Genomic DNA, 25,445 nt, shown 5'->3' on the forward strand with positions numbered 1-25,445 from the left:
GTTCCTGTAGAAGCGCCCGCTATGGCCGACGCAATGCAGGGGGGCCGGCAGTTCGCGTTTCTGCTGGTCGACAAGTTCTCGATGTTCTCGCTGGCCGCCGCGATCGACACCTTTCGCGCGGCGAACCGCTTGCTCGGCCGCGACTATTACGGCTGGACGACGGTTTCAGCTGATGGCGAGGCTGTGATGGCCTCCAACGGCCTGCCGCTCAAGATTGACTATGCCATAGCCGATCTTCCGTCCGCCGACATCCTCTTCGTCTGTGTCGGACTGACGACCGAATTCCCGCAGAAGAGCAAGGTGCTGGGCGCGCTTCGCTCATGGGGCCGTCGCGGCGGCGCGCTCGGCGCCCTTTCGGTCGGCTCCCATGTCCTGGCCGAGGCGGGACAGCTCGACGGCCACCGCTGCACGATCCATTGGGAGAACCGGGCCGGCTTCAAGGAGCGTTTCCCGGAGATCGAGTGCACCGGCAACGTCTATGAGATCGACCGCAAGCGCTACACTTGTGCCGGCGGCACCACCTCGATCGACCTGATGCTGGAGATCGTGCGCTCGGATTTCGGACCGAACCTTGCCAATGAGGTTGCCAACCAGTTCCAGCATGAGCGTATCCGCTCGGCAGGTGATCGTCAGCGGGTCGGCCCGGAGCGCGACTTGACGGGAAAATCGGAGAAGCTGCGTAAGATCGTCGAATTGATGGCCGACAATCTCGATGAACCTTATTCCGCCGTCCAGCTCGCCAAGGCTGCCGGCCTTTCGGTACGCCAGGTGGAGCGGCTTTTCCTGCGTCATCTGAACATGACACCTGGCCGCTACTACATGCGACTGAGGTTGGAGCGCGCCCGCGAGCTCCTGCGGCAGACCAATATGCCGATCCTCGACATAGCGATCGCGACGGGGTTTACGTCGCATTCCTACTTCGCCCAGAGCTACCGGTTGCAGTTCGGGCGCCCTCCGAGCGAAGAGCGCCGGACGACATATTGACCCCTTGGTTGCCCTGCTGATTTTTCTGGCGATGCCCTGTTTCTCGAAGGAGAGGCGGCGCGTTCTCGATATTTGAAAGAAGTTCGGCCGAGCTCAAGAATCGCTTTGGATTATCTCGTTCGGATTCGTATGAGTTCCAATTATTAATAAAAGTAATATTTATCGAAGTCTCTTCGGTTGAATTCGATCAGGATGGATTGATATTATTTGGATCACGAAAATTTTCAATAAATAAAACTAATTTATATTAAGGCCATTGAACCTTAAGCAAACAGGTTCCAGTTCGATGCCATAATCCCGTCTGACTCGATTGGCAAGCTGCGCAGAAGCGGGCGAGGTTCACGAATAGGCTCAGAACATGAAGTCGATGGTAATCACCCTGCTCTCTGAACGCCTTCCGAACGAGCCGGGAGATTCCGCGGCATGAGGCCAAAAGACATGTCAAACAGGGATCCGGAGGTCGCCTACGAGGAGCCGAAGAGTACTCCTTCCGTTCTTGATAAGGTTTTTCATGCCGCTTTTGTCATAGCGCTTGGGATGCTTCTTTTCCTTGCCGGGTCGATCCTGACGATCGGCAACATATTTCCCGGTCCGCAGATCACGCGTGCTGTCGAGGGCGGCGCGGCGCTCTACACCAAGCTCACCCAGTACCGCGACGTCTATACCAGCGATCTGTGGTTCGAGGAGCGGCGCAAGGAGAAAGCCGTGACGGTCAACAAGTCCGGCCGCGCGATGAAAGGCGTCACGCTCTACACGTCGGGGGATCAGGCGGCTGCCTATCTGCTCGATATGGACGGAAAGGTGCTTCATAGCTGGAAGAAACCCTACAGTTCCGTGTGGACCAAACAGCCCGGCGGAGTGCAGAATCCGTTACCGGACGAGCATGTCTACTTCCGCAAGGCCCATGTCTTCCCGAATGGCGATCTGCTCGCTCTCTACGAAGGGTCCGGCGATACACCCTATGGCTATGGCCTGGTCAAGCTCGATCGCGATTCCAATGTGATCTGGAGCTACATGGGCTATGCCCATCATCAGTTCGACATTGCGCCGGACGGAAAGGTCTATGTTCTCACGCATGAACTGGTCAATGACGAGATCGACTATTTTGGCCATTTGGCCAGGCCGCGCCTGGAGGACTATCTCGTCATATTGTCTCCCGACGGAAGGGAGCTGAAAAAGATCCGGCTTTTAACCAGTTTTACCGAATCTCCCTTCAGGCAGATACTCTATACTGTTGCGGGGTTCGCGCTCGAAGATCCCCTTCACACGAACACGGTCGAATATATTGACGGTGAATCGGCCAGAAACTTCGCTTTCGGCAAGGAAGGGCAGGTTTTGCTGTCATTCCGGGAATTGCACAGCATCGCCGTTATTGATCCTGAAAGCGAGGAGATTACCTGGGCGACGCGAGGTCCATGGATCGGTCAGCACGATCCTGACATTCTCCCGAACGGGAACATTCTGCTGTTTGACAATTTTGGCAACCATCGGCGCCCTGAAGGCGTTTCCCGAGTCATCGAGTTCGATCCGAAGACCATGGAAATCGTCTGGCAATATGCCGGCACCGCGAAGGATCCGCTGGACAGCCACATCCGCTCCGACCAGCAGCGGCTGGCGAATGGTAACACGCTGATCACGGAATCGGATGGCGGGCGGATTGTGGAGGTGACGCCGGAGGGCGAGATCGTTTGGGAATATGTCAATCCGGTACGCGGGAAAAACAACAAGATCCCCATCGTCTCGTGGTCCGAAAGGCTGGATCCGTCCGAATTGGACCCCGCCCTGCTCGACGTGCCGCAGGCGCGGCTGGAATCGCAAATGGAGGCTTCCTTATGAAAAGACTTGCCGCAATCTGCAGTTTCGCAGTCGCTATATTGGCTCCTACGGCCGCATTTGCCTATGTCGGACCTGGAGCAGGTCTGAGCCTGCTTGGCGCGCTTTGGGCTCTGGTCGCTGCCATCGCCACGGCGGTTCTGTTCATCGTCGCCTGGCCGATCCGCAAGGCCATGCGGCGGCGCCAGAATTCGCGGGTATCGCAGCAGCAGGGACAGGACGAAAAACCGCCCCTTGAGTCCGTAGGGGGAAAACCGAGCGGACAGCGGCAGTAAGGCATGTCCATGGGCTTCTTCGACCTGCCTTCCCCCTTTCTCTCCCTGATCGACGGCTGGATCGGAACTTTTTTGCCGGCTTGGATCAGGTTGCTGCTGTGGGCCGCATTGGGGGCCTTTGTCTCCATGGAGCTGTATAGGCTCACCTCGCCGCAGAAGCGGATCGCCGCGATGAAGGTCGCGCTCCGGCAGGCCCAGGAACGTGTATCGAACTTTGATGGGGAGTTCGAGGACGCATGGCCGCATATCCGCAGGATGCTCTCCCTTGCCTTCCGCCGCGTGGCTCTCGTATTTCCGTCGACCATTCTGGCTTCCCTGCCGCTCCTCTTCGTGATCCTCTGGCTCSACAGCCACTACGGTAACATGTTCCCCCCTGAAAACGAGCCCGTCGAAGTGGCAGTTGCCGAAGGCTATGAAGGCCGCTGGATCAACAATGGCGGCAGTGCGCCCCGTGCCGAGATTCTGGATCGCGAGGGCACCCCCGTCGCCGAAGTGCCCGTGCAGAATCCCGTGCCTGTCATCCACAAGCGCCAATGGTGGAACCTGCTGATCGGAAATCCCGCCGGCTATCTGGACGATGCACTGCCGTTCGACCGCATCGACATCGCCCTGCCGCGTCAGGAGGTCCTACCCTTCGGACCGTCCTGGCTGCGTGGATGGGAGATACTCTTTCTCGGCTCGATGGTACTGTTCGCACTTCTTCTCAAACGCGTACGCGGCATCGCATGACCGGTACCGAAAGCACGGCGAAAGCGGGTGAGAGCCCTGCCGGTCTGGAGGTCGATGCCTGGACCGACAGGTTCGGCCGTCTGCTCGAACGTCACCGGGGCTTTTGGGTAAGGGTCGGCAATTGGGAAACGCGTCTGCTCGAAGATCAGCTTGACGGCGTGGTCATCGACAGGCCGATCTACATTGCGGGTCTTGCTCGCTCGGGCAGCACGATCCTGTTGGAGATGCTGGCCCGCCATTCCGACACCGCCACCCATCGCTATCGCGATTTCCCCATCGTGCCGGCGCCCTGGGCTTGGAGCTGGTTCGTCGACCGTGCAGGCAAGAAAGAGCATGTCCTGGCCGAGCGCGCCCACCGGGACCGCATCAAGGTGTCGCCGGAAAGCCCGGAAGCCTTCGAGGAAGTGCTATGGATGACCTTCTTCCCCGGACTGCATGACGGTTCGTGGAATGCCGCCCTTGATGAACACACGGACAATCCGGAATTCGAGGTTTTCTACCGCGACCATATCCGCAAGATGCTCCGGCTGCGCGGGGCCTCGCGCTACCTCGCCAAGGGCAACTATAATGTCACCCGGTTGCGCTATCTCAGGGAACTCTTCCCTGATGCGCGCTTCGTCATTCCGATCCGCGATCCTGTCTGGCATATCGCATCTCTGGTGAAACAGCACCGGCTCTTTGTTGCGGAGGAAAAGGCGGACGCGCGGGTGCGAGATCACATGCGCCGCAGCGGGCATTTCGAATTCGGCCTCGACCGCCAACCGATCAATGTCGGCGGAGCAGAAAGGGTGGCGGAGATTCGCGAGCTTTGGAGCAAGGGCGAGGAAGCCGCCGGCTATGCCGAGCTTTGGGCGTTGGTCTATGGTCACGTCGCTGACATGCTTGACCAGGGCCCGGCACTGGCGGACGCCACGCTGGTGATACGCTACGAAGATTTGTGCCGGTCTCCGGTGCGAGGTCTTTCAGACGTCCTCGACCATTGTGCCCTGGAAGACCAGGGGCTGCTCGCTGCCGCGCGCGACGAGATCAGCCCGCCAGATTATTACGAACCGTCCTTCACGGAAGCCGAGCGCGAGGATATCCGAAGCCGCACCGCCGAAGTGGCGGCGCGTTTCGGCTACGGCTGAATAAGCCGCTAATTGATGCCTCCGGTGTGCCGCGTAGGCGGCAAACCGTCCTCCTTGGCTCCTGTCGCGTGCAACATCATCACGGTTACGAACCAGAGCACCACCCCGAGTGCCAGAAGCACGCCGGCGATCACATACTGGATGGGATCGCGCCCGGTCCAGGGACCGACAAGGAAGGCGCAGGTGATAGCACCCACGACAGGCACCCATGTAGGCGCGCGGAAATGCTCGTGCTCCACCTTGTCCTTGCGTAATACCAGGACGGCTATATTCACTACGGTGAAGACACCGAGAAGCAAGAGTGCCGTCGTACCGCCGAGAGCGGGCACCGCGCCTACGAAAGTGATGAGCCCGAAAGCAAGCAGCGTGGTGAAGATGATCGCCACATAGGGCGTACGGCGTGCCTGATGCACCTTGCCGAGCGTCGGCGGCAGAACGCCCTCGCGGCTCATGCCATAGACGAGCCGGCTGGCCATGAGCATGTTTATGAGGGCGGAATTGGCCACGGCAAACATCGTGATGATGCCGAAGACCCCGATCGGAAAGCCAGGTGCGCCGGCTGAAACCACCTTGAGCAGCGGTGTCTCGCCTTCCCCGAGTTCGGCGGCCGGAACGAGGGTGATCGCTGATATGGACACCAGCACATAGATTGCGCCGGTTATGAGAAGGCCGGTGATCAGCACCTTGGGGAAGATCCTGGACGGATCCTTGGATTCTTCAGCCATGTTGACCGAATCCTCGAAGCCGACCATAGCGAAAAAGGCAAGCGTGGTTGCTCCTATGACGGACCAGAATATGCCCCTTTCGCTCATGGTCGAGAAATCGGTGATGCGGGAAACATCTCCTTGTCCGAGCCCTATCGCCCAGAGACCGATCACGATAATGATGAGAAGGCCGGTGAGTTCGACGCAGGTCAGAACCACATTTGCCTTCACGCTTTCCGACACGCCACGCAGATTGAGTGCCGCCACAAGAGCCATGAACACGAGGCCGATGGTGGTGATGACCGCTCCTTCGGAAGAAAGGCCGAAGCTTTGGGAGAAATTTGCCGCGAAGGCACGGGATGCGGTCGACGCCGAGGTGATGCCGGAACACATGACCGCGAAGGCGATGATGAAAGTGAAGAAATGTATGCCGAATGCCTTATGCGTATAAAGCGCGGCGCCGGCAGCCTTGGGATATTTGGTAACGAGTTCCAGATAGCTGAAGGCCGTGATCATGGCGACGGTAAAGGCGACGAGGAAAGGCAGCCACACTACGCCGCCAACCTGATTGGCGACCTGTCCAGTCAGGGCATAGATGCCTGTCCCGAGGATATCACCGACAATAAACAGAAGAAGAAGACCAGGGCCCATGACCCTGTGGAGACTGGGTTCGGCTTCCTGCGTTCTCTGTTTTCCTCTTTCGGTTGCGACATCGCTCATTGGATATTCCTTCCATGCGCCACGCCCGCAACCGATACTGAACAGACCTCGCAGAAATTGTCGAGTAGTAGAGCCGGTTTCCGCCGGAAACCACTCAGGATTGTAGCGGGCTGTCGCTTTTCTGTACCATCGGCCATGTAGCAGGAGGCGAACTCGCCCGTTCGGTCCTTCGTGAACGAGGCGCTTGCCGTTGTCGAGGTCCCGTCCGACCGGCGGCGGCCGCAGACATCTGGACGCTGTACACGACGCGCTGGAACTGATGCAACGATCTTCGCCCCGTCTTCCGCCCGATAAGCCTGATTCTCATCGGAGCCGGGTTCTTCACCTGGGGCAGATTCCGCCCTCGGGCTCACGGGGCCAATTAACAGCAAGACTGGGTGCTTTGTTTTCTACCAAGCGAGCAGTGGCGCGACCCACCCCGTCACTCAGCGGCATCTGCAGTTCATTCCCGCGCAAGCAATTCATCACGGATTTTGTTGCGGGTGGAGATCGGAATCGCATCAATGTCATAGAGACGATTGAGCCGTTCGAGGGCGGCGTCGATATCGTTCATCTGAACCAGAGCGGCAGTATAGGGGTAAGCAATGGCCTCCTTGAGGGCGTTGCGCGTACTGATCTCGATCAGGTCCTTGTCATAGAATTCTTCATAGGTGACGAGGCACTTTTCAAGCGCCTCAAGGCTGCCGTCGGTCTGGCATAGTTCCGACAGTGATTTTGTGGGTGGCTCGCGCAAATCGTTGCGGTCGGAGATATCGATAAGGTCCTCGGCATAAAGAGAATTGATCGAGGAAAGCGTTTCTTCGGTGCATTCGATACTGCTGGGTGTCTGCTCATGGACGACCGAGAAGATCTGCTTGACGGCCTCCTTCCGCACCTTGTTTCTGTCGGATATGCTGATCAGATCACGGGCGTAGCGGTCGTTCGCTTTTTTGAGGTCGGGCCTTTTCTCGGCAATTGCGGCCGGAACCGTGCATTTGGCGCCAGCAACAACATCCGGTTTCGAGGCGGCCGCATTGTTGTCGCCGGGCGCGGTGTAGCTTTTCGCAGCGAGCATTCCTGCAACGCGCAGATCGACGCGGCGGCTGGTTCCGTCCGCCGGCAGGGATGAGGTGTAGCGGATGGCATATTGGCCGGAAAGCTGGCTGCCGATGCTCGAATAAACCTCTGCCAATTGGCCGACTTCCGGCGCGGCCAGATAGCGTCCACCCGTTTCGCTGGCGATCTGCTTGAGCACAACCTCATCCATAGCGGTGCCCAGACCGATGACGAAGACCGGAACATTGATTTCGGCAGCACGCTTCAACGCCTGTTCCACCGTGGCCTTGCTGAGTGGCTTGCCGGTGCCGTCATCGTCCACGCCGTCGGAAAGCAGTACCACCGCCTTACGGCCCTTGCGATTTGCCACCAGTTCGAGCGACGTCAACAGTCCATCGTAAAGCGCCGTATCGCCGCGGGCGACAAGTCCGCCGATCGCCTCAACAACGCTGTCCTTCTCGGTCGTCATCGGAGCGAGCGTGGCGATCTGGCGCTGAAAGCTTACCAGTTGGACGGCATCATCTTCGCCGAGCTGGCCGACAAAATCCGCCGCTGCCTTCCGGGTGGCGTCCATGCGTTTCGACATCGAGCCCGAGACATCGACCGTCACCACGACGGACAATGGCGGCAACTGCGCCTCCACGGTCAACGGCTCCTGCTCGACCTCGTCCTCGCTGACCTTGAAGTCCCCGGCATCAAGCCCGGTGACTGGCTCGCCGTCCTTCAGCACGGTGGCAAAGATCGCAACATCCGGATAGTTGTCGGTGTTGATCTCGTTCAACACCAGCTCCGAACCATCGGCACTGCCTGCCGTTTCGACCCGCGGCTGCTCGGCTGCGTCTTGTGCAACAACAGCGCTAACCGATAGCGAGCACGAGAAAAGCACAAGACAAATCACCTGGACGATTTTGTTGATCATGATCCCGGTCGCTTACGGCGTTTGGACGATGGGCGTCACAATTGCCCAGCGACGATCAACCGTCAATCCCGCGGAAGCTCCGAACGCGACCGCAGTCCTGGGGTGTTGCGAGACGACAACGCCGCCACGGACACCGACCGTGACCGACCTCTGGAGTGCTGGTCTCAGAAAACGGCAGCGCCCTGGTCGGCGCGTGAGGCGAGTTGCCGGAAGGCGGCAAAGAGTTCGCGTCCCATGCCGAAATGATGCGGCGTGAGGTCGATCCTGTCCGGTTCACGAAAGGCAAGGTCGTCGGCACTGACCAGCACGTCGAGCGTGCCCGCATCGGCATCCAGGCGGATGATGTCGCCGGTGGTGATCTTGCTGATCGGCCCGCCGTCGAGCGCCTCCGGCGTGACATGGATTGCCGCGGGCACCTTGCCGCTGGCCCCGGACATGCGTCCGTCGGTCACCAGCGCGACGTGGAAGCCGCGATCCTGCAGGACGCCGAGCGCCGGCGTCAGCTTGTGCAGTTCCGGCATGCCGTTCGCCTTCGGCCCCTGGAAGCGGATGACGGCGACGAAGTCACGGTCGAGTTCTCCCGCCTTGAAGGCGGCTTGCAATTCCTCCTGCTCATGGAAAACGATCGCCGGCGCCTCGATCAGGCGGTGCTCCGGTTTGACGGCTGATACCTTTATGATCGCGTTGCCGAGATTGCCGGTCAACAGGCGGATGCCGCCCGTGGGCTGGAAGGCCTTGGTGACAGGAGCCAGAACTTTCTCGTCGCCGCTTTCGGCTGGCGCCGGCTCGCGCGCCACAGTGCCGTCAGGAGCAAGCTTGGCTTCGATCGCATAAGGCCGCAGTCCCTCGCCCCAGACCGTGCGGACGTCCTCGTGCAGATAACCGGCGTCCAGCAATTCGCGGATCAGGAAGCCGAGACCGCCCGCGGCATGGAAATGATTCACGTCGGCAAGCCCGTTCGGATAGACGCGCGCGAGCAGGGGCACGACATCCGAAATCTCCGCGATATCGGTCCAGGTAATGCGGATGCCGGCGGCTGCCGCCATGGCGATCAGATGAATGGTGTGATTGGTCGAACCGCCGGTCGCGTTGAGCCCGACAATGCCGTTGACGATGGAGCGTTCGTCTATCATGCGGCCGACCGGCGTATATTCATTGCCGAGCGCCGTAATGGCGAGCGCGCGCCTGGCGGCTTCCTTTGTCAAGGCGTCGCGAAGCGGTGTGTTCGGATTGACGAAAGAGGAGCCCGGCGTGTGCAGCCCCATCATTTCCATCAGCATCTGGTTTGAATTGGCCGTGCCGTAGAAGGTGCAGGTGCCGGGGCCATGGTAGGACTTCGATTCCGATTCCAGCAATGCGTCGCGGCCGACCTTGCCCTCGGCATAGAGCTGGCGGATCTTTGCCTTCTCGTCGTTGGGCAGGCCGCTCGTCATCGGGCCGGCCGGAATGAAGACGGCTGGCAGATGGCCGAATGTTAGCGCTGCCACGACCAGTCCCGGCACGATCTTGTCGCAGACGCCGAGATAGACCGCCGCGTCGAACATGTTGTGCGACAGCCCGATGGCGGCGGACATGGCGATGACGTCGCGCGAGAAGAGCGACAGTTCCATACCGGGCTGACCCTGAGTGATGCCGTCGCACATGGCGGGCACCCCTCCGGCCACCTGCGCCACGCCGCCCGCTTCCCTGGCCGCTTCCTTGATGAGGCGTGGAAAGGGCTCGAACGGCTGATGGGCCGACAGCATGTCATTATAGGAGGTGATGATGCCGATATTCGGTACCCGGTCGCCGGAAAGCGCCTCCTTGTCGGCCGGCGCGCAGGCGGCAAAGCCGTGGGCAAGATTGCCGCAGGAAAGTACGGCACGGTTCGCCACCGAACCCGCCGCGGCGTCGACCCTTGCCAGATAGGCTTCGCGGGCAGGGCGAGAGCGCTCGCGGATACGCTCGGTGACGGCTTCGATTTCTCGTCTGGCGGTCATGGCACAATGTCCTGTTTGGGCGCCCAGTAGACATGAACGGTCGTATCCGCACACTCGATCAGCGCGCGTATCGGAGGCGGCGGCTCTCTGTCGTCGTCAAGTGCGTCCTGAAGGACTTCTTTCTTGTCGTCGCCCTCGATATGCAGGGCGATGAAGCGGGCCCCGGCAAGCAGCCGCATGGAAAGGGTCAGTCGCGGTTCCCCCGCGCTGGCGGCATGGACCGGCAGGACCGCCGCCTCGCCATCTTTCGAAAGCAGGTCTTCGATATTGCCGGCATCAGGGAAGAATGATGCCGTATGCGCATCTGTTCCCATGCCGACAATGACCATGTCGATCGGCAGCGGGAGAGCGGCCATCAGATCATTGGCGCGCGCGGCGGCGTCCTCGACGCTGTCGGCTTCGTAATAGAGACCGGTGAAGGAAGCGCGTGCGGCCTCGTTCTGGAGCAGATTCTTCGTTACCAGGCGTTCATTGGAGCGTGAGGAGGAAAGGGGCACGAAGCGTTCGTCCACCAGGATCACCTGCACGCGCTCCCATTCGATCGGAATGCGCGAAAGGGAGCCGAAGAAGCGCACCGGGGTCGTGCCACCCGATACCGCGAGGACCGCCCTTCCGCGCGTTGCAATCGCTTCGGTCAGGATCTGGGCCACACCTTCGGCCAGCGTTTCGGCCAAGGCTTCGCTCGAGTCGAACCGATGCCACTGGAGATTGGTTCCGGCCATTGTTCAGACGCTGTCATGCCAGGTGCGGCCGTCCCTCTCGATGAGGGCGATCGCTCCCGAAGGACCCCATGTTCCGGCCGTGTAGCCCTGTACGGACTGGCCGTTGTCTTCCCATGCGGCAAGGATCGGATCGATCCAGCGCCAGGCAGCCTCGACCTCGTCGCGCCGCATGAAGAGGGTCTGGTTGCCGCGCACGACATCCATCAACAGCCGCTCATAGGCGTCCGGATTGCGCAGGCCGAAGGATTCGGCAAAGCTCATGTCCAGCGGCAGATGGCGAAGGCGCATGCCGCCGGGGCCGGGATCCTTGATCATCATCCATTGCTTGACCCCTTCGTCGGGTTGCAGGCGGATGACGAGCTGGTTGGCGAAGATCGTTCCGGCCGCGCTGTCGAAGATGGAATGGGGGACCGGCTTGAACTGGATCACGATCTCCGACACGCGCGCGGCGAGCCGCTTGCCTGTCCTCAGATAAAAGGGCACGCCGGCCCACCGCCAGTTGGCTATTTCGGCCTTTATGGCGACGAAGGTTTCCGTATTGCTCGTCCCGTCGCCCAGCTCGTCGATATAGCCCTTGACGGCGCCGCCGGCGGATGCCCCGGCGCGATACTGGCCGCGCACGGTGACCTGGCCGGCATTGCCGCCGTCGATCGGCTTCATTGCCCGCAGCACCTTCAGCTTCTCGTCTCGCACCGCATCGGCATCCATGGAGGAGGGTACTTCCATGGCGACAAGGCAGAGGAGTTGCAGCATATGGTTCTGCACCATGTCGCGCAGCGCGCCAGCCTTGTCGTAATAGTCGCCGCGCCCTTCAACGCCGACGGATTCCGCCACCGTGATCTGCACATGGTCGATATGGGCCGAATTCCAGAGCGGCTCGTAGAGTGCATTGGCGAAGCGCAGCGCCATGAGGTTCTGCACTGTCTCCTTGCCGAGATAGTGGTCGATGCGGAAGATGCGCTGCTCGTCGAAGACCCGGCCTATGACCTTGTTCAGTTCTTTTGCCGATTCCAGGCTGCGTCCGATGGGTTTCTCAACGATGATGCGCGATTCCGGCGTGACGAGGCCGTGCTCCTTCAGCTTCGTCGCGATCTCCCCGAAGAGGGAGGGGGCGACTGCCAGATAAAAGGCGCGGATGTTAGCGCTGTCACCGATCGTGGCTTTCAGCTCCTCGAAGCCTGCCCCCGAGCGGGCATCTGCCGAAACATAGGAAAGGCGTTCGAGGAACTTGTGGAGCTCCCCTTTATCTATGTCGGCAGCGGCGACATGCTCCGCGATCGCCCGTTCGGCAAAGCCGCGATATTCGTCGTCGCTCATAGGGGAGCGCGAAGCGCCGATGATGCGCGTTCCGCCCGAGAACTGGCCAGCCCGCTGGCGCTGATAAAGGGCCGGCAGGAGCTTGCGTTCCGCAAGATCCCCCGTCGCACCGAACACCACGAGGTCGAAAGGGTCCACCGGTATTGTCTGGCTCGTCATTCCAGCTCCGTTCTTTGGCACGGCTGTTCGAGCCCGCTATAATCTAATCGATTTAGCATAGCCAGCACCCGATTTCCCTTTGATGCGGCTTGACACCACAGGGTGTGACGGGCTTCTCGTAGCCGCGCCCCGGAGGATAGACTCGGGGATAATCATTACAAGCAGGAGGCAGTTCAATGGGCACACATCTTTCCCGTACGGTGGCGGAGGGCCGTGCCTTCATGCAAGTGGTAGACGGAAAGCCCGTGGATGCGCTTTCCGGCAGCCGCATCGACGTGGTGAGCCCGTCCGATGGCAAGGTATTTGCTTCCATCCCGGCCTCCGGAGAGGCTGATGTGGACCGCGCGGTCAAGGCGGCGCGTCGGGCATTCGACGAAGGCCCGTGGGGGCGCATGCCTGCTGTGGAGCGCGGCAGGTGCCTGACCCGGCTGTCGCAGCTTGTGGAGCAGAATGGCGACGAGCTTGCTGCTCTCGAATCGCGCGACACGGGCAAACCCATCCGGCAGGGCAAGGCCGATGTTACCGCCACCATCCGCTATTATGAATTCTATGGCGGCGCGGCCGACAAGATCCACGGCGACACCATTCCGTTCCTCGAAGGCTATACGGCGCTGACCTTGCGCGAGCCCCATGGCGTCGTGGCAGGCATCATACCGTGGAACTATCCGCTGCAGATCCTTGCCCGCGTTGCCGGTGCGGCGCTCGCCATGGGCAATACACTGGTGGTCAAGCCGGCCGAGGACGCCTCCCTGACGGCGATCCGCATCGCTGAACTGGCGCTCGAGGCAGGTGTGCCGGAGGGGGTGTTCAACGTCGTCACCGGCTATGGCCGCGAGGCGGGCGCCAGTCTTTCGGCCCATCCTCTTGTCGATTACGTGACCTTCACCGGCTCGACCATGACGGGCACGGCGATCCAGCAGGCAGCAGCTATCAACAATCGCGGCGTGACCATGGAACTCGGCGGCAAGTCTCCGCAGATCGTCTTCGCCGACGCCGATATCGAGGCGGCGCTGCCGGTGCTTGTTAACGCTATCATCCAGAATGGCGGCCAGACATGCTCTGCCGGAAGCCGCATCCTGATCGAGAAGCCGATCTACGAGAAGGTGGCCGCCGCGCTGGCGGAGCGTTTCTCGAGGCTGGTCGCAGGCCCGCACGACGCCGATCTCGATCTCGGGCCGTTGATCAACCCGAAGCAGAAGGAACGTGTGCAGGGTTTCGTGGCGGCGGCGGAAGAGGCCGGCATTTCCGTCTTGGCGCGCGGCTCGGTGGCGGCCGATGCGCCGGCCGGCGGCTTCTATCATGCACCCGTGCTGTTCGGGGAGGTGGACCGGGAATCGGCGCTCGCCAAGGAGGAGGTCTTCGGCCCGGTGCTTTCGCTGTTTCCGTTCGAGAACGAGGAAGACGCCGTGCGGTTGGCGAACGGCACGGATTATGGCCTTGTTGCCGGCGTCTGGACCCTGGACGGCGCGCGCCAGCATCGCGTGGCAAAGCGCGTGCGGGCAGGGCAGGTCTTCGTCAATGGCTACGGCGCCGGCGGCGGGATCGAGCTGCCTTTCGGCGGCTTCAAGAAATCCGGCCATGGCCGCGAGAAGGGCTTCGAGGCCCTTTACGACATGTCGGCGACGAAGACCGTTGTTTTCAATCATCAGTAAAGAAGCAGGAAAGCAGAAGAGCATGGCTCGACTTGATGGCAAGGTTGCCGTCATCACCGGCGCGGCGTCCGGTTTTGGCGAGGGTATGGCAAAGCGTTTCGCGGAGGAGGGTGCAAAGGTCGTCGTCGCCGACCTGAACAGCGCCGGCGCGCAGCGGGTCGCTGGCGAAATCGGCGATGCGGCCGTTGCAATCGCCGCCGACGTTTCGTTGAAGGCAGATGTCGAGGAGATGATATCGACCGCCACCGACCGTTTCGGCAGGCTCGATATCCTGGTCAACAATGCAGGCTATACCCATCGCAACGGCAGCATGACCGAGGTCGACGAGCAGACCTTCGACCTGATCACTGCCGTCAATATGAAAGCGATCTACTTCGCCGCGCTCGCCGCCATTCCGATCATGGAGGCCCAGGGCGGTGGATGCATCATCACTACGGCCTCCACGGCCGGCCTGCGCCCGCGTCCGGGCCTTACCTGGTATAATGCATCGAAGGGATGGGTCATCACGGCCACCAAGTCCATGGCGGTCGAGCTCGCGCCAAAGAAGATCCGCGTCAACTGCCTGTGCCCCGTCGCCGGCGAGACAGGGATGCTCGGTCTTTTCATGGGCGAGGACACGCCGGAAAAGCGGGCCCAGTTCCGGGCCTCGATCCCGCTTGGAAGGCTTTCGACGCCGCTCGACATAGCCAATGCCGCCCTTTGGCTGGCATCCGACGAGGCGGAATTCATCACCGGCGTGGCGCTGGAGGTGGATGGCGGCCGCTGCATCTGACGCAGACCCGAATAGGGATGGAACGGATTTCGTCCGAGGACCGTTACTTCCTCCTGACACACGAGAATTTTCCCCCGGCATGACTGCAGACCAGATCTTCATCTTCGGCCTCCTTGGTGCGGTTCTGGCGCTGCTGGTCTGGGGGAAGATCCGCTATGATCTGGTCGCCTTCGGCGCGCTTGTCGTTGCGGTGCTTGGCGGCGCGGTTCCAGCGGAGAAGGCCTTCGAGGGCTTCGGGCACGACGCGACGATCATCGTCGCGCTCGTGTTGATCGTCTCGCGTGCCATGATCAATGCCGGTGCGGTCGAACTGATCGCCAATTACGCGATATCAACGACCCGGCCATTGCCGGTCCATATCGGATTGATGTCCATCACCGGCGCTGCGCTCTCGGCGATCATCAACAATGTCGCCGCCATTGTCATCCTCATGTCGCTGGACATCGAGGCCGCCAAGAAGGCCGGGCGCTCGCCGTCGCTTTCTCTCATGCCGCTGTCCTACGCGACCATCCTCGGCGGCATGATCACCCTTATCGGCACTCCCTCCAATATCGTCATCGCGCAGTTCCGGGACCGCACGCTCGGCGACGCTTACGCCATGTTCGACTTTGCTCCCGTCGGGCTTGTCTGCGCTGTTGTCGGCATAGCCTTTGTCACGGCTATAGGCTGGCGGCTCATTCCGGAAGGAAAGCAACAGACACCCGTTGGCGAGCCCGAAAGCGATCTTTTCGTTGCCGAGGCCAAGGTCGCCGAAAAATCGCCGGTTGTCGGCAAGACGCCGGCAGAGCTTTACGAAGAAGGCGACGAAAAGGATGTGAGCATTCTCGGTCTCGTCCGGCAGGGAAAGCGATTGCCGGGCTTTGCTGCGGGTACGGTGATCCGCAAGGGCGATTTCCTTGTCCTCGAAGGTGATCCGAAATCCATCGAGGCTTTCATAGGCTCAAACAGGCTTTCCATGTCCACGGACGAGAAACAGGCGGGTCTCACGGACAAAGGCATGGCGCTGGTCGAGGCGATCGTGCCGGAGGGGGCACGTGCGGTCGGGCGCACCGCCGAAAATATGCGTCTGCGCTACCGGCAGGGCGTCGAGCTTTTGGGGGTATCCCGGCAGGGCAAGCGCTTCAGGGAGCGGGTTGGCAGACTGACGATCCAGAGCGGCGACGTCCTGCTGTTGCTCGGCCCCAGGGACCACGTCGAGGATGCGGCCGAGTGGCTGGGAGTCCTGCCGCTGGCCGAGCGTAGCCATGAGGTGATCCAGCGTCGGAAGGCATTGCTGGCGATAGGAATCTTCGTGTTGCTCATCGCCGCGGCAGCGCTGGGTTTCATCGCGCTTTCCATCGCCTTGTCGATCGCCGTCGCCGCCTATGCGTTGCTGAATATCGTCGGCCCGCGCGATATCTACGAATCCATCGAATGGCCGGTCATCGTGCTTTTGGGATCGCTGATACCCCTCGGCGCTGCCTTCGAGGACGCCGGCGGTACGCAACTCATCACAGGCGCGATTATCGGCCAGACGGAGGGCCTGCCGGTCTGGGTAATTCTCGCCGTGGTCATGGCTGTCACCATGATCTTGTCGGATTTCCTGAACAGCATCGTTACCGTTCTGATCGCCGCACCCATCGGCGTCAGCGTCGCCCAATCATTGAACGTGTCGCCCGATCCTTTCCTGATGGCGGTGGCAGTTGCCGGTACCTGCGGGATGCTGACGCCAATCGGCCACAAGAACAACGCCATCATCATGGGGCCGGGCGGTTATCGCTTCGGCGACTACTGGCGCATCGGCGCTCCGCTCGAGATCCTGATGATCGCGGTCGGCGTGCCGGCGATCCTCTTCTTTTGGCCGTTGTGACCGGTCAGAGCCGGTCGCGCAGCGCATACCAGTTGAGAGCGAGGAAAAGCAGGACCGAGCGGAAGCGCGTGCCGCCCGGAAATTGCGGAACTTTCAGCTCTTCCAGTAGCTTCAGCCTGTCGCGGTTGCCGGCAACGGCTTCCGCATAAAGCTTGCCGGTGAAGTTCGACAGCATCACGCCATGGCCCGAAAAGCCCCCGGCAGAGATCACATTCGGCATGACTTCCCGCACGAAGGGCTTGCGCGGCATGGTGATGCCGACATAGCCGCCCCAGGCATGCGTGATCTCGACATCCTTCAGCGCCGGATAAAGCTCGGCGATCTGCCGCCGGATCGCGTTCTTTATGTCGCCGGGCGTGCTGACGCTGTAGATCTCGCGCCCACCGAAAAGCAGCCGACCATCCTTCGATTTGCGGAAGTAGCGTACCACGAAGCGTGAATCGTCGACGCTCTCACCGCCGGGGATCACGGGGCTGTCCTTGCCGAGTGGCACGGTCGCTCCGATGAAGGAACCGATCGGCATGACATGGGCGGCACTGACTGGCTCCAGATTGCCGCCATAGGCATTGACGGCGACCAGACACTTGTCCGCGGTGATCGTGCCGCTCGCAGTTTCCACACGCACCTTGCCCTCGGAGGTCAGGCGGGTGACTTTCGTATTCTCGAAAAGCCTGGCGCCAGCCGCCGCCGCCACGCGGGCCGTTCCGATGACCAGTTTGAGCGGATGGATATGGCCGGTGCCGGTGTCGCGAACGCCGCCGAAATAGGCCCCGGTGCCGAGCCGTTCGGCCGTCTCTTCGCGATTCATGAAGGAGATATGCGGGTAACCGAAGCGCGAGGCCATGACGTCGGCGTGAGCCTTGTAGTCATCGACGAAGCGCCTCTTGTGCGCGACCGATATCTGGCCGGGCATATAGTCGATTTCGATGCCGTTGGTGCTGGCGAATTCCAGGAGATGGGCCTTGGCTTCCTCCGCCAGATCGAAAAGCGCCTTGGCGCGGGCGAAGCCGAACTCGGCCTCCAACTCTTCAGCCCAGGCGCGCTGGCCCGTGCCGAGTTGGCCGCCATTGCGGCCGGAGGCTCCGTCGCCGAAACGATGCGCCTCCACCAGCGCGACATCGGCGCCGGCCCTGGCGAGATGGACAGCCGCCGACAGGCCGGTGAAGCCACCGCCGACAATGACGACGTCAACTGTCAGATCGCCGTCAAGGGCAGGATAGGCCGGCCGTTCGCCGGCCGTCGCCTCGTACCAGGAATAGCCCGGAGAGATGGGAGATTGGTAGGCCATCGATCGGCAGCGTTAAACGTTCAGCAGCAGATATTCCCGCTCCCACGGGCTGATGACTTCCATGAAGGTCTCGAATTCCTGGCGCTTGATCGCGGCATAGGTTCCGACGAAGGATTCGCCCAGAATGGCCGCGAGCGAGGCGTCTTGCTCGAACAGGGCGACCGCTTCGAGGAGGCCGCGCGGCAATTCGATCCGGTCTTCGTTGACGGCCGAGCCCGATGGAGCATCCGGCTCGATCTTCTCCAATATGCCGGCGAGCCCTGCCGCGAGCGAGGCGGCAAGCGCCAGATACGGATTGGCGTCGGAGGAAGGTACGCGGTTTTCGATGCGCCGCGCGTTCGGATCCGAGCGCGGAACGCGGAAGGCCGTCGTACGGTTGTCATAGCCCCAGCGCGTATTGACCGGTGCTGATGCCGATGGCGTCAGCCGCCGGTATGAGTTGACATAGGGCGCCAGCATGACCAGCGCATTCGGTATATGGCGCTGCATGCCGCCGATGAAATGGCGGAAGGTATCTGTCTCCCGTCCTTCCGCATCGGAAAACACGTTGCGGCCAGTCTTGATGTCGATCACCGACTGGTGGATGTGCATGGCAGAGCCCGGCTGTCCCTGAATGGGCTTGGCCATGAAGGTGGCATAGGTGTCGTGTTTCAGCGCCGCTTCGCGGATGGTGCGCTTGAACAGGAAAACCTGATCAGCAAGCTCGACCGGATCTCCGTGCCGGAGATTGATCTCGAGCTGGCCCGCGCCTTCCTCGTGGATCAGCGTATCGATCTCCAGGCCTTGCGTCTCGGAGAAGTGATAGATGTCGTCGATCAGTTCGTCGAACTCGTTGACCCCGGCGATCGAATAGCCTTGTCCGCCCCCGATTGGACGGCCGGAGCGGCCGACAGGCGGCGTCAGCGGGTAATCGGGATCGGGGTTCTTGTGGACCAGGTAGAATTCGATCTCCGGTGCCACGATCGGCTTCAGGCCATGACCGGCATATTGCGCGATGACGCGCTTGAGCACGTTCCTTGGCGTGAATTCGACCGATCGCCCGTCCTGATGGACAAGATCACAGATAACCTGCGCCGTCGGGTCCGTTTCCCAGGGAACGACCGACAGCGTGGACAGGTCGGGAACAAGCTTGAGGTCGCCGTCATCCTCCGGATAGACGAAGCTGGCGCTGTTTTCGGGATAGTCTCCCGAAATCGTGGTCATGAAGACGGCGGACGGCAGCGCAAGCGAGGTGTTGGAGGTGAATTTCTTCGTCGGCATCATTTTGCCGCGGGCGACGCCTGCCTGATCAGGTGTTATGCATTCGATGTCCTCGATGCCGCGCCATTCAAGCCAGGCGCTGGCTTCCTTCCAGTTGCGAACGCCCCTCAGATTCTTGAGGAATGACGGTGTCTTAATCCGCCCCCCGCGGCCAGCACGGGCTTCCCTTTTCTTCTCCAGCATCAATCACCAGGATTGTTTTTCGATCCAGCGATTATAGTCGTGTGCGGTGACAGAAGGAAATAGCCAGTTCGGTCATTTGCTCGTCAGGAACCGTTATCATTTCAACTTGGTCTTTCGCGCCCAGGCCCGCGTTGCGCGCGGCTAACGGTACTCGGATCTAACAAACCAAAGCCCCGCGCCAAACCAGGCACGGGGCTTCTCGAAAACCGTCAGCAGACCGGCTATTTGCCGGTTCTGTTCGTAACAACCACCGGAATGAGGAGGTCGCCCCAGTTTCCATCGCCGCCATGGTGGCGGGCCGAGCGCACGAGCTCAACCGAGACACCAGCCTCGACGGCCCTCATGACGGCCTGGTTCAGCCGGTGCAAGTCATTGGCAAGCACGCGGATGGCGGATTGCTGGTCCGGGGTCATCGCCGAAGCCTGCTCTTCGGCACGTTCCTTGACCCTGGTTTTGGGGCGTTCTTCGGTCATGACCATGATCTTTCTCCTTCTGGAACCTGACTGCCTTACTCGGCAGCGGGCCTGAACTTCTCGCTTTCGGTCGGTTTGAACTGGTCGTGTTCGGTGGATTCCTTCATCGCGGTCGTCGACGATTGTCCGCCGGTGATCGCCATGGAAACCGCATCGAAATAGCCGGTACCGACCTCGCGCTGGTGCTTGGTAGCAGTGTAGCCGTGGGCTTCGGCCGCGAATTCCGCCTGTTGCAGTTCAGAATAGGCTGCCATCTGGCGGTCCTTGTAGCCGCGCGCCAGCTCGAACATGCCGTAGTTGAGCTGGTGGAAGCCGGCCAGCGTGATGAACTGGAACTTGTAGCCCATGGCGCCCAGTTCACGCTGGAACTTGGCGATCGTCGCATCGTCCAGGTTTTTCTTCCAGTTGAAGGAAGGCGAGCAGTTATAGGCGAGCAGCTTGTTCGGGTAATGCTTGCGCACGCCTTCGGCGAACTTGCGGGCCTGCTCCAGATCCGGTTTTGAGGTTTCGCACCAGATCAGATCGGCATAGGGCGCGTAGGCGATGGCGCGGGCGATGCACGGCTCCAGACCGTTCTTCACCTGATAGAAGCCTTCGACCGTGCGGCCGGCGTCATAGTCGACGAAAGGCCGGTCGCGCTCGTCGATATCGGAGGTCAAAAGCTTGGCGGCTTCGGCATCCGTGCGTGCCACGACCAGTGTCGGCACGCCCATGACGTCGGCGGCAAGGCGCGCAGCGGTGAGATTGCGGATATGCGCGGCTGTCGGAATCAGGACCTTGCCGCCCAGATGGCCGCACTTCTTCTCGGACGCAAGCTGGTCCTCGAAATGCACGCCGGCGGCGCCTGCCTCGATATAGGCCTTCATGATCTCGAAGGCGTTGAGCGGGCCGCCGAAACCAGCCTCGGCATCGGCGACGATGGGTGCGAACCAGGTCTCGACCGACAGGCCGTTGCCCTCTGCCGTCTCGATTTGGTCGGCGCGCTGCAATGTCCTATTGATGCGCTTGGCAAGCTCCGGCCCGGCATTGGCGGGATAGAGCGACTGGTCGGGATACATGGCCGAAGCCGTATTGGCGTCGGCTGCCACCTGCCAACCGGAGAGATAGATAGCTTTCAATCCGGCGCGCACCATCTGCATAGCCTGATTGCCTGAAAGCGCACCGAGTGCATTGACGAAGTCTTCCTCCTGGATGAGCTTCCAGAGGCGGTTCGCGCCCATCTCAGCCAATGAATACTTGATCTGGACCGAGCCGCGCAGACGCTTCACTTCCTCCGGGCCATAGGGGCGTTCGATCCCTTGGTAACGGCCTTCAGGGGCGGACGGAACAAGATTGTAAAAATCAGTCATATTTCTCTCCAGTCGCTGGTCAAAATATGCGAGCATGGCGAAGAAGCCATGCCAAACATGTGACAGATTTTACATTGCGCTGCGCAAACTTGGAGGGAAATCCAGAAAAACTGGCAGAAATTCGGGTCAGCTTGTATTGATTTCGACAGGTTCGAATTGTAAATTTGTAAAAATCGTAACGACCTTTCGATGTGTAAAACCGTGTAAAGGACGCCAGATGGCCGAGCAGAAGATTTTCGCCGGGCCGCGCATCAGGCGCATCCGCAATGCGAAGGGGCTGACCCAGACGGCGATGGCGGAAGGGCTCGGCATATCCCCTTCCTATCTTAATCTCATCGAGCGAAATCAGCGCCCTCTTACGGTGCAGCTCATCCTCAAGCTGGCTTCCGTCTACAAGGTCGAGCCGGAGGAACTGCAAGGCGAGGCAGGCGCATCGCTGTCAGCCTTGCGCGAGGTCTTCTCCGATCCTCTGCTTACAGGCGAGCTTCCGGGCGAGCAGGAACTGGTTGAAGTTGCGGAGGCCGCGCCCAACGCTGCTTCCGCACTGATCAAGCTCTACCGCGCCTATCGTGAGCAGGCCGAGCGCCTGACCGATCTTTCGCAACTGCTGGCGCGCGAAGGGCGAGCGACCACGGTCTCGGGTACTCGCTTGCCGATAGACGAGATCCGGGAGATTTTCGAGCGGCGCCCCAATCACTTTCCGTCTATCGAGGAGGAGGCCGAGGCGTTTTCTGCACTTCTGGCACCGGGCGACGACCTTGCTGGCGCCCTCAAGGGCTGGCTGAAACGGGAACACGGCATTGTCGTCAGGGTACTGCCGGTTGCGACAATGCCGAACTGGCGTCGCCGCTACGACCGCCATTCGCAGCGGCTTTTCATTTCCGAGCGTCTTTCGCCTTTCGACCAGTTGCGCGAGATCGCCATGGAGGCATGCCTGATGCGCATGCAGGTTGCAATTGCTGCCGAAATCCAGGCGCTGAAGCTTTCTTCGGACGAGGCCCGGCGTCTCGGGCGTTTCGAGCTTGCCCGCTATGCTGCCCATGCCTTGATGATGCCCTACCAGACTTTCCTGACAGCGGCACTGCGGGCCCGCTACGATGTGGATGTTCTACGCTCGCGCTTCAACGTGTCGTTCGAGCAGGCGGCGAACCGTCTGACAACCCTGGGGAGGCAGAACGCTGCGGGCATCCCGTTCTTCATGCTCGAGACCGACAATGCGGGCAACAGGTTCCGCAGGGCCGGCGCGCAAGGATTTCCACAGACACGTTTTGGGGGAGGATGCCCGAAATTGCCGGTCCATGCCGCTTTCGGGCAGCCGGGACAGATCCTCGTTGAGGTAGTGGAGATGCCGGATGGAGCCGAATTTCTCTGCATCGCCCGAACGCTGGAGGGACCGCAAGGGGCCTTCAATGAGCGTCCGCGGCGCACCGCGCTGCTGCTTGGCTGCGATATAAGCTTCCGGGACGAGATTGTTTATGGTGCGGCTTTGCCGGCCGGCCCGCCAGGTACGACGCCGGTTGGCCCGGCGTGCCGTGTGTGCGAACGCGCCGGCTGCCTGGCCCGTGCCGAGCCGCCGGTGACGCGGCCGCTCGGACTGGACGAAATGGTGACGGGCCTCTCGGCCTTCGATTTCCAATAAATCGAAGGCCGCTGCCGATCTCAGGCGATGTCGAGAACGATATTGCCGACTGTCCGGCCCTCCTCGACCGCTTCATGAGCGGCGGCGATATCGGCAAGCGGGAAGCGGGCGCCGATGGAATGCTTCAGGCTTCCCGCTTCGAGCATCGGAGTCAGATCCTTTATGGCCGCATCCCGTTCGGCCCACGTGAGCTCGTATACGACGAAGACCTGGAGCGTCAGGCTGTTCCAGAGCATGGCCGGGAAGGAGATATTGATGTCGCCGGCAAAATTCGATCCGTAGCAGGCCATCTTACCGTGCGACGTCAACACGCCTTCCGGCAGCAGGGAGGCCGTGGAGGAGAGGTCCATGTCGATAATGCCGTCCACGCCCTTGCCATTGGTGAGGTCGCGAATGGTTCGGGCGACATCCTTGGCCTTGTAGTTGATGACGAAATCGGCCCCGGCCTGTCGGGCATGTTCTGCGCGTTTGCCGGATGCGGTCGCCATGATGCGCGCGCCGCGCGCCTTGGCGATCTGGGTCGCATAGTGGCCGACGGCGGAGCCGCCTCCTGTGATCAGCAGCGTCTTGCCGCCGACATCGCCATGGAGGCGCACGGCATGCATGGCCGTAAGCGCCGGGATGCCAAGACAGGCGCCTTCGCCGAAGTTCAGTTTGTCAGGAAGGCGAATCGCCTGGCTTTCCGGCAGAGTGATGAATTCCGCCGCCGTTCCGAACGGGCGTTTCCATTGCCCGTTCCAGATCCAGACCCGTTCGCCGATGCGGCTATGGCTTACGCCGCTGCCGGTCGCTTCGATGACCCCGGCGCCGTCGCTATGCGGTATGATGCGCGGCGCGATCAGGGGCCTCCCGGCGCGGCTTTTCACGTCGGACGGATTGACGCCGGAAGCGTGCAGCCGGACCCTTACCTCGCCCTCTGCCGGTTCGAAGGCCTCCATCTCCCCGACCTTGAAGACGTCTCTTGCCGGCCCGTTTCGCTCATACCACGCGGCTTTCATGGATGCTCTCCTCCGAGAAAGGAACTGCTTATCAAAGGGCGGTGGTAACGGACAACAGGGTGTTGCCGTGTTACTGCGACGCCTTATCTGCGATCCGTAATGGAATGGAGAGCCGCATGAAAGCCATAAGCGTCAGGATCGAGGGCAGGGTGCAGGGCGTCGGCTATCGCGAATGGGCACGGCGTCAGGCCCAAAGCCTGGGTTTGGACGGCTGGATACGCAATGAGCCGGACGGATCAGTTGCCGCCATGGTGGTGGGTGAGGACGAAAATGTGGCCGAACTGGTCGAACGCTTTCGGTTGGGGCCTTCGCTTGCCTCTGTCTCTTCAGTGAAGGTCGCGGACACCACGATCCCGGCCGAAAGGAACGGCTTCCACATCGAGCGGTAAAACATGGCTGATCCAACCGGATGGCGATGCTGGATCATCCCAGAAGCTCCGGTTCGATTTAGCAGAATCGGTAGCGGCGCGAAGGCGCCTCCGGTTCGGCAGGAATGTCATGAGCGGGGCGGATACAACGGGAAAGAATGGTGCCGACGTCGTTTCCTCGGCCGAGGAGCGGACGGGCTTTCTCCTGGTCTTCCTCTCGGCGCTTTTCTGGAGCTTCGGCGGGGCGATCGGCCGTTTCCTCGAAACTGACGATAGCTGGATGGTCATATTCTGGCGCTCGCTCTGGGCGGCAGTTTTCCTCATCGGTTTCATGCTTTGGCGCGACGGCATGCGCGGCACGGTCGCGCTTTTCCGCGGCATGGGAATACCGGGCATTGCCGTCGCCACATGCTTCGCGGTCGCCTCGACCTCTTTCGTGGTCGCGCTGGGCTACACCACGGTCGCCAACATCCTTCTCATGCAGGCCGGCGTGCCGCTGCTGGCAGCCCTGATCTCGTGGGTGATTTTCCGCCAGAGGGTGAACTGGGCGACCTGGATCGCCATTGCTTGCGTGGTCCTCGGCGTCGGCATCATGGTCTCGGATTCGCTGCGCGGCGGCGTCAACATCATCGGCGACGGTCTGGCTTTGACCATTGCCATGGCCTTTGCCATCGCGACGGTCGTCACCCGGCGTTACGCGCATGTGCGCATGACGCCCGCCACCTGCCTCGGCACCTTGATCGCCTGCGCATTCGCCGCCACGCAGGCGGGAAGCTTCCAGCCCAGTGCCACGGATATGGTGTGGCTGTTCGCTTTCGGCGCCATCAATCTGGGGCTTGGAATGGCCCTCTTCGCTTCTGGCGCAAGGCTGATCGCCGCGCCGGTCGCTGCCCTTCTCGGTACCTTCGAACCCGTGCTCGGGCCGGTCTGGGTCTGGCTTATCCATGGCGAGATCCCGTCTGCCAGGACCGTCATTGGCGGCTGCGTGGTGGTGGCCGCGCTCATGGTCCATATCGCGATGGAGTTCCGCCGCCATGCACGCCCGGCGCGCCCTGGCGTGACGGGCCTGCCTTCGCCTCACTGAACCTTATTGACAAGGCCAACGGGTCCG

The 25,445-nt window shown here is 61.2% G+C and carries 21 protein-coding genes; 11 read left to right on the forward strand and 10 right to left on the reverse strand.

Translation table 11 applies throughout. The annotated features are described in order from the left end of the window. Positions 1-21: 21 nt before the first annotated feature. From L598_RS01620 to L598_RS01640, 5 genes are all read left to right on the forward strand, one after another. Positions 22-984: a GlxA family transcriptional regulator gene (locus L598_RS01620; RefSeq protein ID WP_144859434.1), complete on the forward strand. Its 963-nt coding sequence runs from the start codon at positions 22-24 to the stop codon at positions 982-984. 438 nt (positions 985-1,422) lie between these two features. Further along, positions 1,423-2,820, forward strand: a complete 1,398-nt coding sequence (locus L598_RS01625) for an arylsulfotransferase family protein (protein WP_144859437.1) — start codon at positions 1,423-1,425, stop codon at positions 2,818-2,820. Next, positions 2,817-3,092 carry a hypothetical protein gene (locus L598_RS01630; RefSeq protein WP_186444899.1) on the forward strand — a complete coding sequence of 92 codons (276 nt, stop codon included), beginning with the start codon at positions 2,817-2,819 and terminating at the stop codon, positions 3,090-3,092. The genes L598_RS01625 and L598_RS01630 overlap by 4 nt, the downstream gene beginning before the upstream one ends. 3 nt (positions 3,093-3,095) lie before the next feature. Then, positions 3,096-3,821 (forward strand): hypothetical protein, encoded by a 726-nt coding sequence (locus L598_RS01635; RefSeq protein WP_144859440.1) that lies wholly within the window; start codon positions 3,096-3,098, stop codon positions 3,819-3,821. After that, positions 3,818-4,948 (forward strand): sulfotransferase, encoded by a 1,131-nt coding sequence (locus tag L598_RS01640; RefSeq protein ID WP_144859443.1) that lies wholly within the window; start codon positions 3,818-3,820, stop codon positions 4,946-4,948. Before L598_RS01635 ends, L598_RS01640 begins: the two co-directional genes overlap by 4 nt. Positions 4,949-4,956: 8 nt before the next feature. On the opposite strand, the gene L598_RS01645 is transcribed toward L598_RS01640, so the two are convergent. From L598_RS01645 to zwf, 5 genes are all read right to left on the reverse strand, one after another. Continuing rightward, on the reverse strand, positions 4,957-6,372 hold the full coding sequence (locus tag L598_RS01645; protein WP_246658579.1) for an APC family permease: 1,416 nt from the start codon (positions 6,370-6,372) through the stop codon (positions 4,957-4,959). A gap of 442 nt (positions 6,373-6,814) precedes the next feature. Next, positions 6,815-8,188: a VWA domain-containing protein gene (locus tag L598_RS01650; RefSeq protein WP_186444900.1), complete on the reverse strand. Its 1,374-nt coding sequence runs from the start codon at positions 8,186-8,188 to the stop codon at positions 6,815-6,817. A 302-nt stretch (positions 8,189-8,490) separates the two neighbouring features. Then, positions 8,491-10,305 carry a phosphogluconate dehydratase gene (gene edd / locus L598_RS01655; RefSeq protein ID WP_144859449.1) on the reverse strand — a complete coding sequence of 605 codons (1,815 nt, stop codon included), beginning with the start codon at positions 10,303-10,305 and terminating at the stop codon, positions 8,491-8,493. Further along, positions 10,302-11,027: a 6-phosphogluconolactonase gene (gene pgl, locus L598_RS01660; RefSeq protein ID WP_144859452.1), complete on the reverse strand. Its 726-nt coding sequence runs from the start codon at positions 11,025-11,027 to the stop codon at positions 10,302-10,304. The genes edd and pgl overlap by 4 nt, the downstream gene beginning before the upstream one ends. 3 nt (positions 11,028-11,030) lie before the next feature. Next, positions 11,031-12,503, reverse strand: a complete 1,473-nt coding sequence (gene zwf, locus L598_RS01665; RefSeq protein ID WP_144859455.1) for a glucose-6-phosphate dehydrogenase — start codon at positions 12,501-12,503, stop codon at positions 11,031-11,033. A gap of 176 nt (positions 12,504-12,679) precedes the next feature. Here zwf and L598_RS01670 point away from each other — a divergent pair, with 176 nt between their 5' ends. The 3 genes from L598_RS01670 (at position 12,680) to L598_RS01680 (ending at position 16,776) form a co-directional block, all read left to right on the forward strand. Next, a complete protein-coding gene (locus L598_RS01670; RefSeq protein ID WP_144859458.1) occupies positions 12,680-14,155 on the forward strand; it encodes an aldehyde dehydrogenase family protein in 1,476 nt (491 codons plus the stop codon). A 22-nt stretch (positions 14,156-14,177) separates the two neighbouring features. Then, entirely contained in the window at positions 14,178-14,927 is a 750-nt protein-coding gene (locus tag L598_RS01675) for an SDR family oxidoreductase (protein WP_144859461.1), read from the forward strand. Positions 14,928-15,006: 79 nt separating this feature from the next. After that, a complete protein-coding gene (locus L598_RS01680; RefSeq protein WP_144859464.1) occupies positions 15,007-16,776 on the forward strand; it encodes an SLC13 family permease in 1,770 nt (589 codons plus the stop codon). A gap of 4 nt (positions 16,777-16,780) precedes the next feature. On the opposite strand, the gene L598_RS01685 is transcribed toward L598_RS01680, so the two are convergent. From L598_RS01685 to aceA, 4 genes are all read right to left on the reverse strand, one after another. Further along, positions 16,781-18,064: an FAD-binding oxidoreductase gene (locus L598_RS01685; RefSeq protein WP_144859467.1), complete on the reverse strand. Its 1,284-nt coding sequence runs from the start codon at positions 18,062-18,064 to the stop codon at positions 16,781-16,783. Between the two features lie 12 nt (positions 18,065-18,076). Then, the gene (locus tag L598_RS01690) at positions 18,077-19,507 is read right to left on the reverse strand and encodes a glutamine synthetase family protein (RefSeq protein WP_144859470.1); all 1,431 of its coding nucleotides are present in this window, start codon (positions 19,505-19,507) and stop codon (positions 18,077-18,079) included. 221 nt (positions 19,508-19,728) lie between these two features. Then, entirely contained in the window at positions 19,729-19,980 is a 252-nt protein-coding gene (locus L598_RS01695; RefSeq protein WP_144859623.1) for a hypothetical protein, read from the reverse strand. Between the two features lie 35 nt (positions 19,981-20,015). Further along, positions 20,016-21,329, reverse strand: coding sequence for an isocitrate lyase (aceA, locus tag L598_RS01700; protein WP_144859473.1), 1,314 nt, complete (start codon positions 21,327-21,329; stop codon positions 20,016-20,018). A gap of 217 nt (positions 21,330-21,546) precedes the next feature. On the opposite strand from aceA, the gene L598_RS01705 reads away from it, so the two are divergent. Next, entirely contained in the window at positions 21,547-22,968 is a 1,422-nt protein-coding gene (locus tag L598_RS01705) for an XRE family transcriptional regulator (protein ID WP_144859476.1), read from the forward strand. A gap of 20 nt (positions 22,969-22,988) precedes the next feature. Here L598_RS01705 and L598_RS01710 read toward each other — a convergent pair whose 3' ends face one another. Beyond that, on the reverse strand, positions 22,989-23,966 hold the full coding sequence (locus L598_RS01710; protein WP_144859479.1) for an NADPH:quinone reductase: 978 nt from the start codon (positions 23,964-23,966) through the stop codon (positions 22,989-22,991). Positions 23,967-24,082: 116 nt separating this feature from the next. Between L598_RS01710 and L598_RS01715 the strand changes: the two genes are divergently transcribed. After that, positions 24,083-24,355 (forward strand): acylphosphatase, encoded by a 273-nt coding sequence (locus L598_RS01715; RefSeq protein WP_246658580.1) that lies wholly within the window; start codon positions 24,083-24,085, stop codon positions 24,353-24,355. 109 nt (positions 24,356-24,464) lie between these two features. After that, the gene (locus tag L598_RS01720) at positions 24,465-25,418 is read left to right on the forward strand and encodes a DMT family transporter (RefSeq protein WP_144859485.1); all 954 of its coding nucleotides are present in this window, start codon (positions 24,465-24,467) and stop codon (positions 25,416-25,418) included. Positions 25,419-25,445 lie beyond the last annotated feature (27 nt).

It is taken from the genome of Mesorhizobium sp. J18 (genome assembly GCF_007829525.1).
Classification (GTDB): Bacteria; Pseudomonadota; Alphaproteobacteria; order Rhizobiales; family Rhizobiaceae; genus VLJP01.

Coding starts and splice junctions, on each gene's coding strand:
- L598_RS01715 (WP_246658580.1), top strand. CDS start 24,083: ATGAAAGCCATAAGCGTCAGGATCGAGGGCAGGGTGCAGGGCGTCGGC.
- L598_RS01720 (WP_144859485.1), top strand. CDS start 24,465: ATGAGCGGGGCGGATACAACGGGAAAGAATGGTGCCGACGTCGTTTCC.
- L598_RS01640 (WP_144859443.1), top strand. CDS start 3,818: ATGACCGGTACCGAAAGCACGGCGAAAGCGGGTGAGAGCCCTGCCGGT.
- zwf (WP_144859455.1), bottom strand. CDS start 12,503: ATGACGAGCCAGACAATACCGGTGGACCCTTTCGACCTCGTGGTGTTC.
- L598_RS01620 (WP_144859434.1), top strand. CDS start 22: ATGGCCGACGCAATGCAGGGGGGCCGGCAGTTCGCGTTTCTGCTGGTC.
- L598_RS01675 (WP_144859461.1), top strand. CDS start 14,178: ATGGCTCGACTTGATGGCAAGGTTGCCGTCATCACCGGCGCGGCGTCC.
- L598_RS01705 (WP_144859476.1), top strand. CDS start 21,547: ATGGCCGAGCAGAAGATTTTCGCCGGGCCGCGCATCAGGCGCATCCGC.
- L598_RS01710 (WP_144859479.1), bottom strand. CDS start 23,966: ATGAAAGCCGCGTGGTATGAGCGAAACGGGCCGGCAAGAGACGTCTTC.
- L598_RS01645 (WP_246658579.1), bottom strand. CDS start 6,372: ATGAGCGATGTCGCAACCGAAAGAGGAAAACAGAGAACGCAGGAAGCC.
- L598_RS01630 (WP_186444899.1), top strand. CDS start 2,817: ATGAAAAGACTTGCCGCAATCTGCAGTTTCGCAGTCGCTATATTGGCT.
- L598_RS01680 (WP_144859464.1), top strand. CDS start 15,007: ATGACTGCAGACCAGATCTTCATCTTCGGCCTCCTTGGTGCGGTTCTG.
- aceA (WP_144859473.1), bottom strand. CDS start 21,329: ATGACTGATTTTTACAATCTTGTTCCGTCCGCCCCTGAAGGCCGTTAC.
- edd (WP_144859449.1), bottom strand. CDS start 10,305: ATGACCGCCAGACGAGAAATCGAAGCCGTCACCGAGCGTATCCGCGAG.
- L598_RS01690 (WP_144859470.1), bottom strand. CDS start 19,507: ATGCTGGAGAAGAAAAGGGAAGCCCGTGCTGGCCGCGGGGGGCGGATT.
- L598_RS01685 (WP_144859467.1), bottom strand. CDS start 18,064: ATGGCCTACCAATCTCCCATCTCTCCGGGCTATTCCTGGTACGAGGCG.
- L598_RS01625 (WP_144859437.1), top strand. CDS start 1,423: ATGTCAAACAGGGATCCGGAGGTCGCCTACGAGGAGCCGAAGAGTACT.
- L598_RS01695 (WP_144859623.1), bottom strand. CDS start 19,980: ATGACCGAAGAACGCCCCAAAACCAGGGTCAAGGAACGTGCCGAAGAG.
- pgl (WP_144859452.1), bottom strand. CDS start 11,027: ATGGCCGGAACCAATCTCCAGTGGCATCGGTTCGACTCGAGCGAAGCC.
- L598_RS01670 (WP_144859458.1), top strand. CDS start 12,680: ATGGGCACACATCTTTCCCGTACGGTGGCGGAGGGCCGTGCCTTCATG.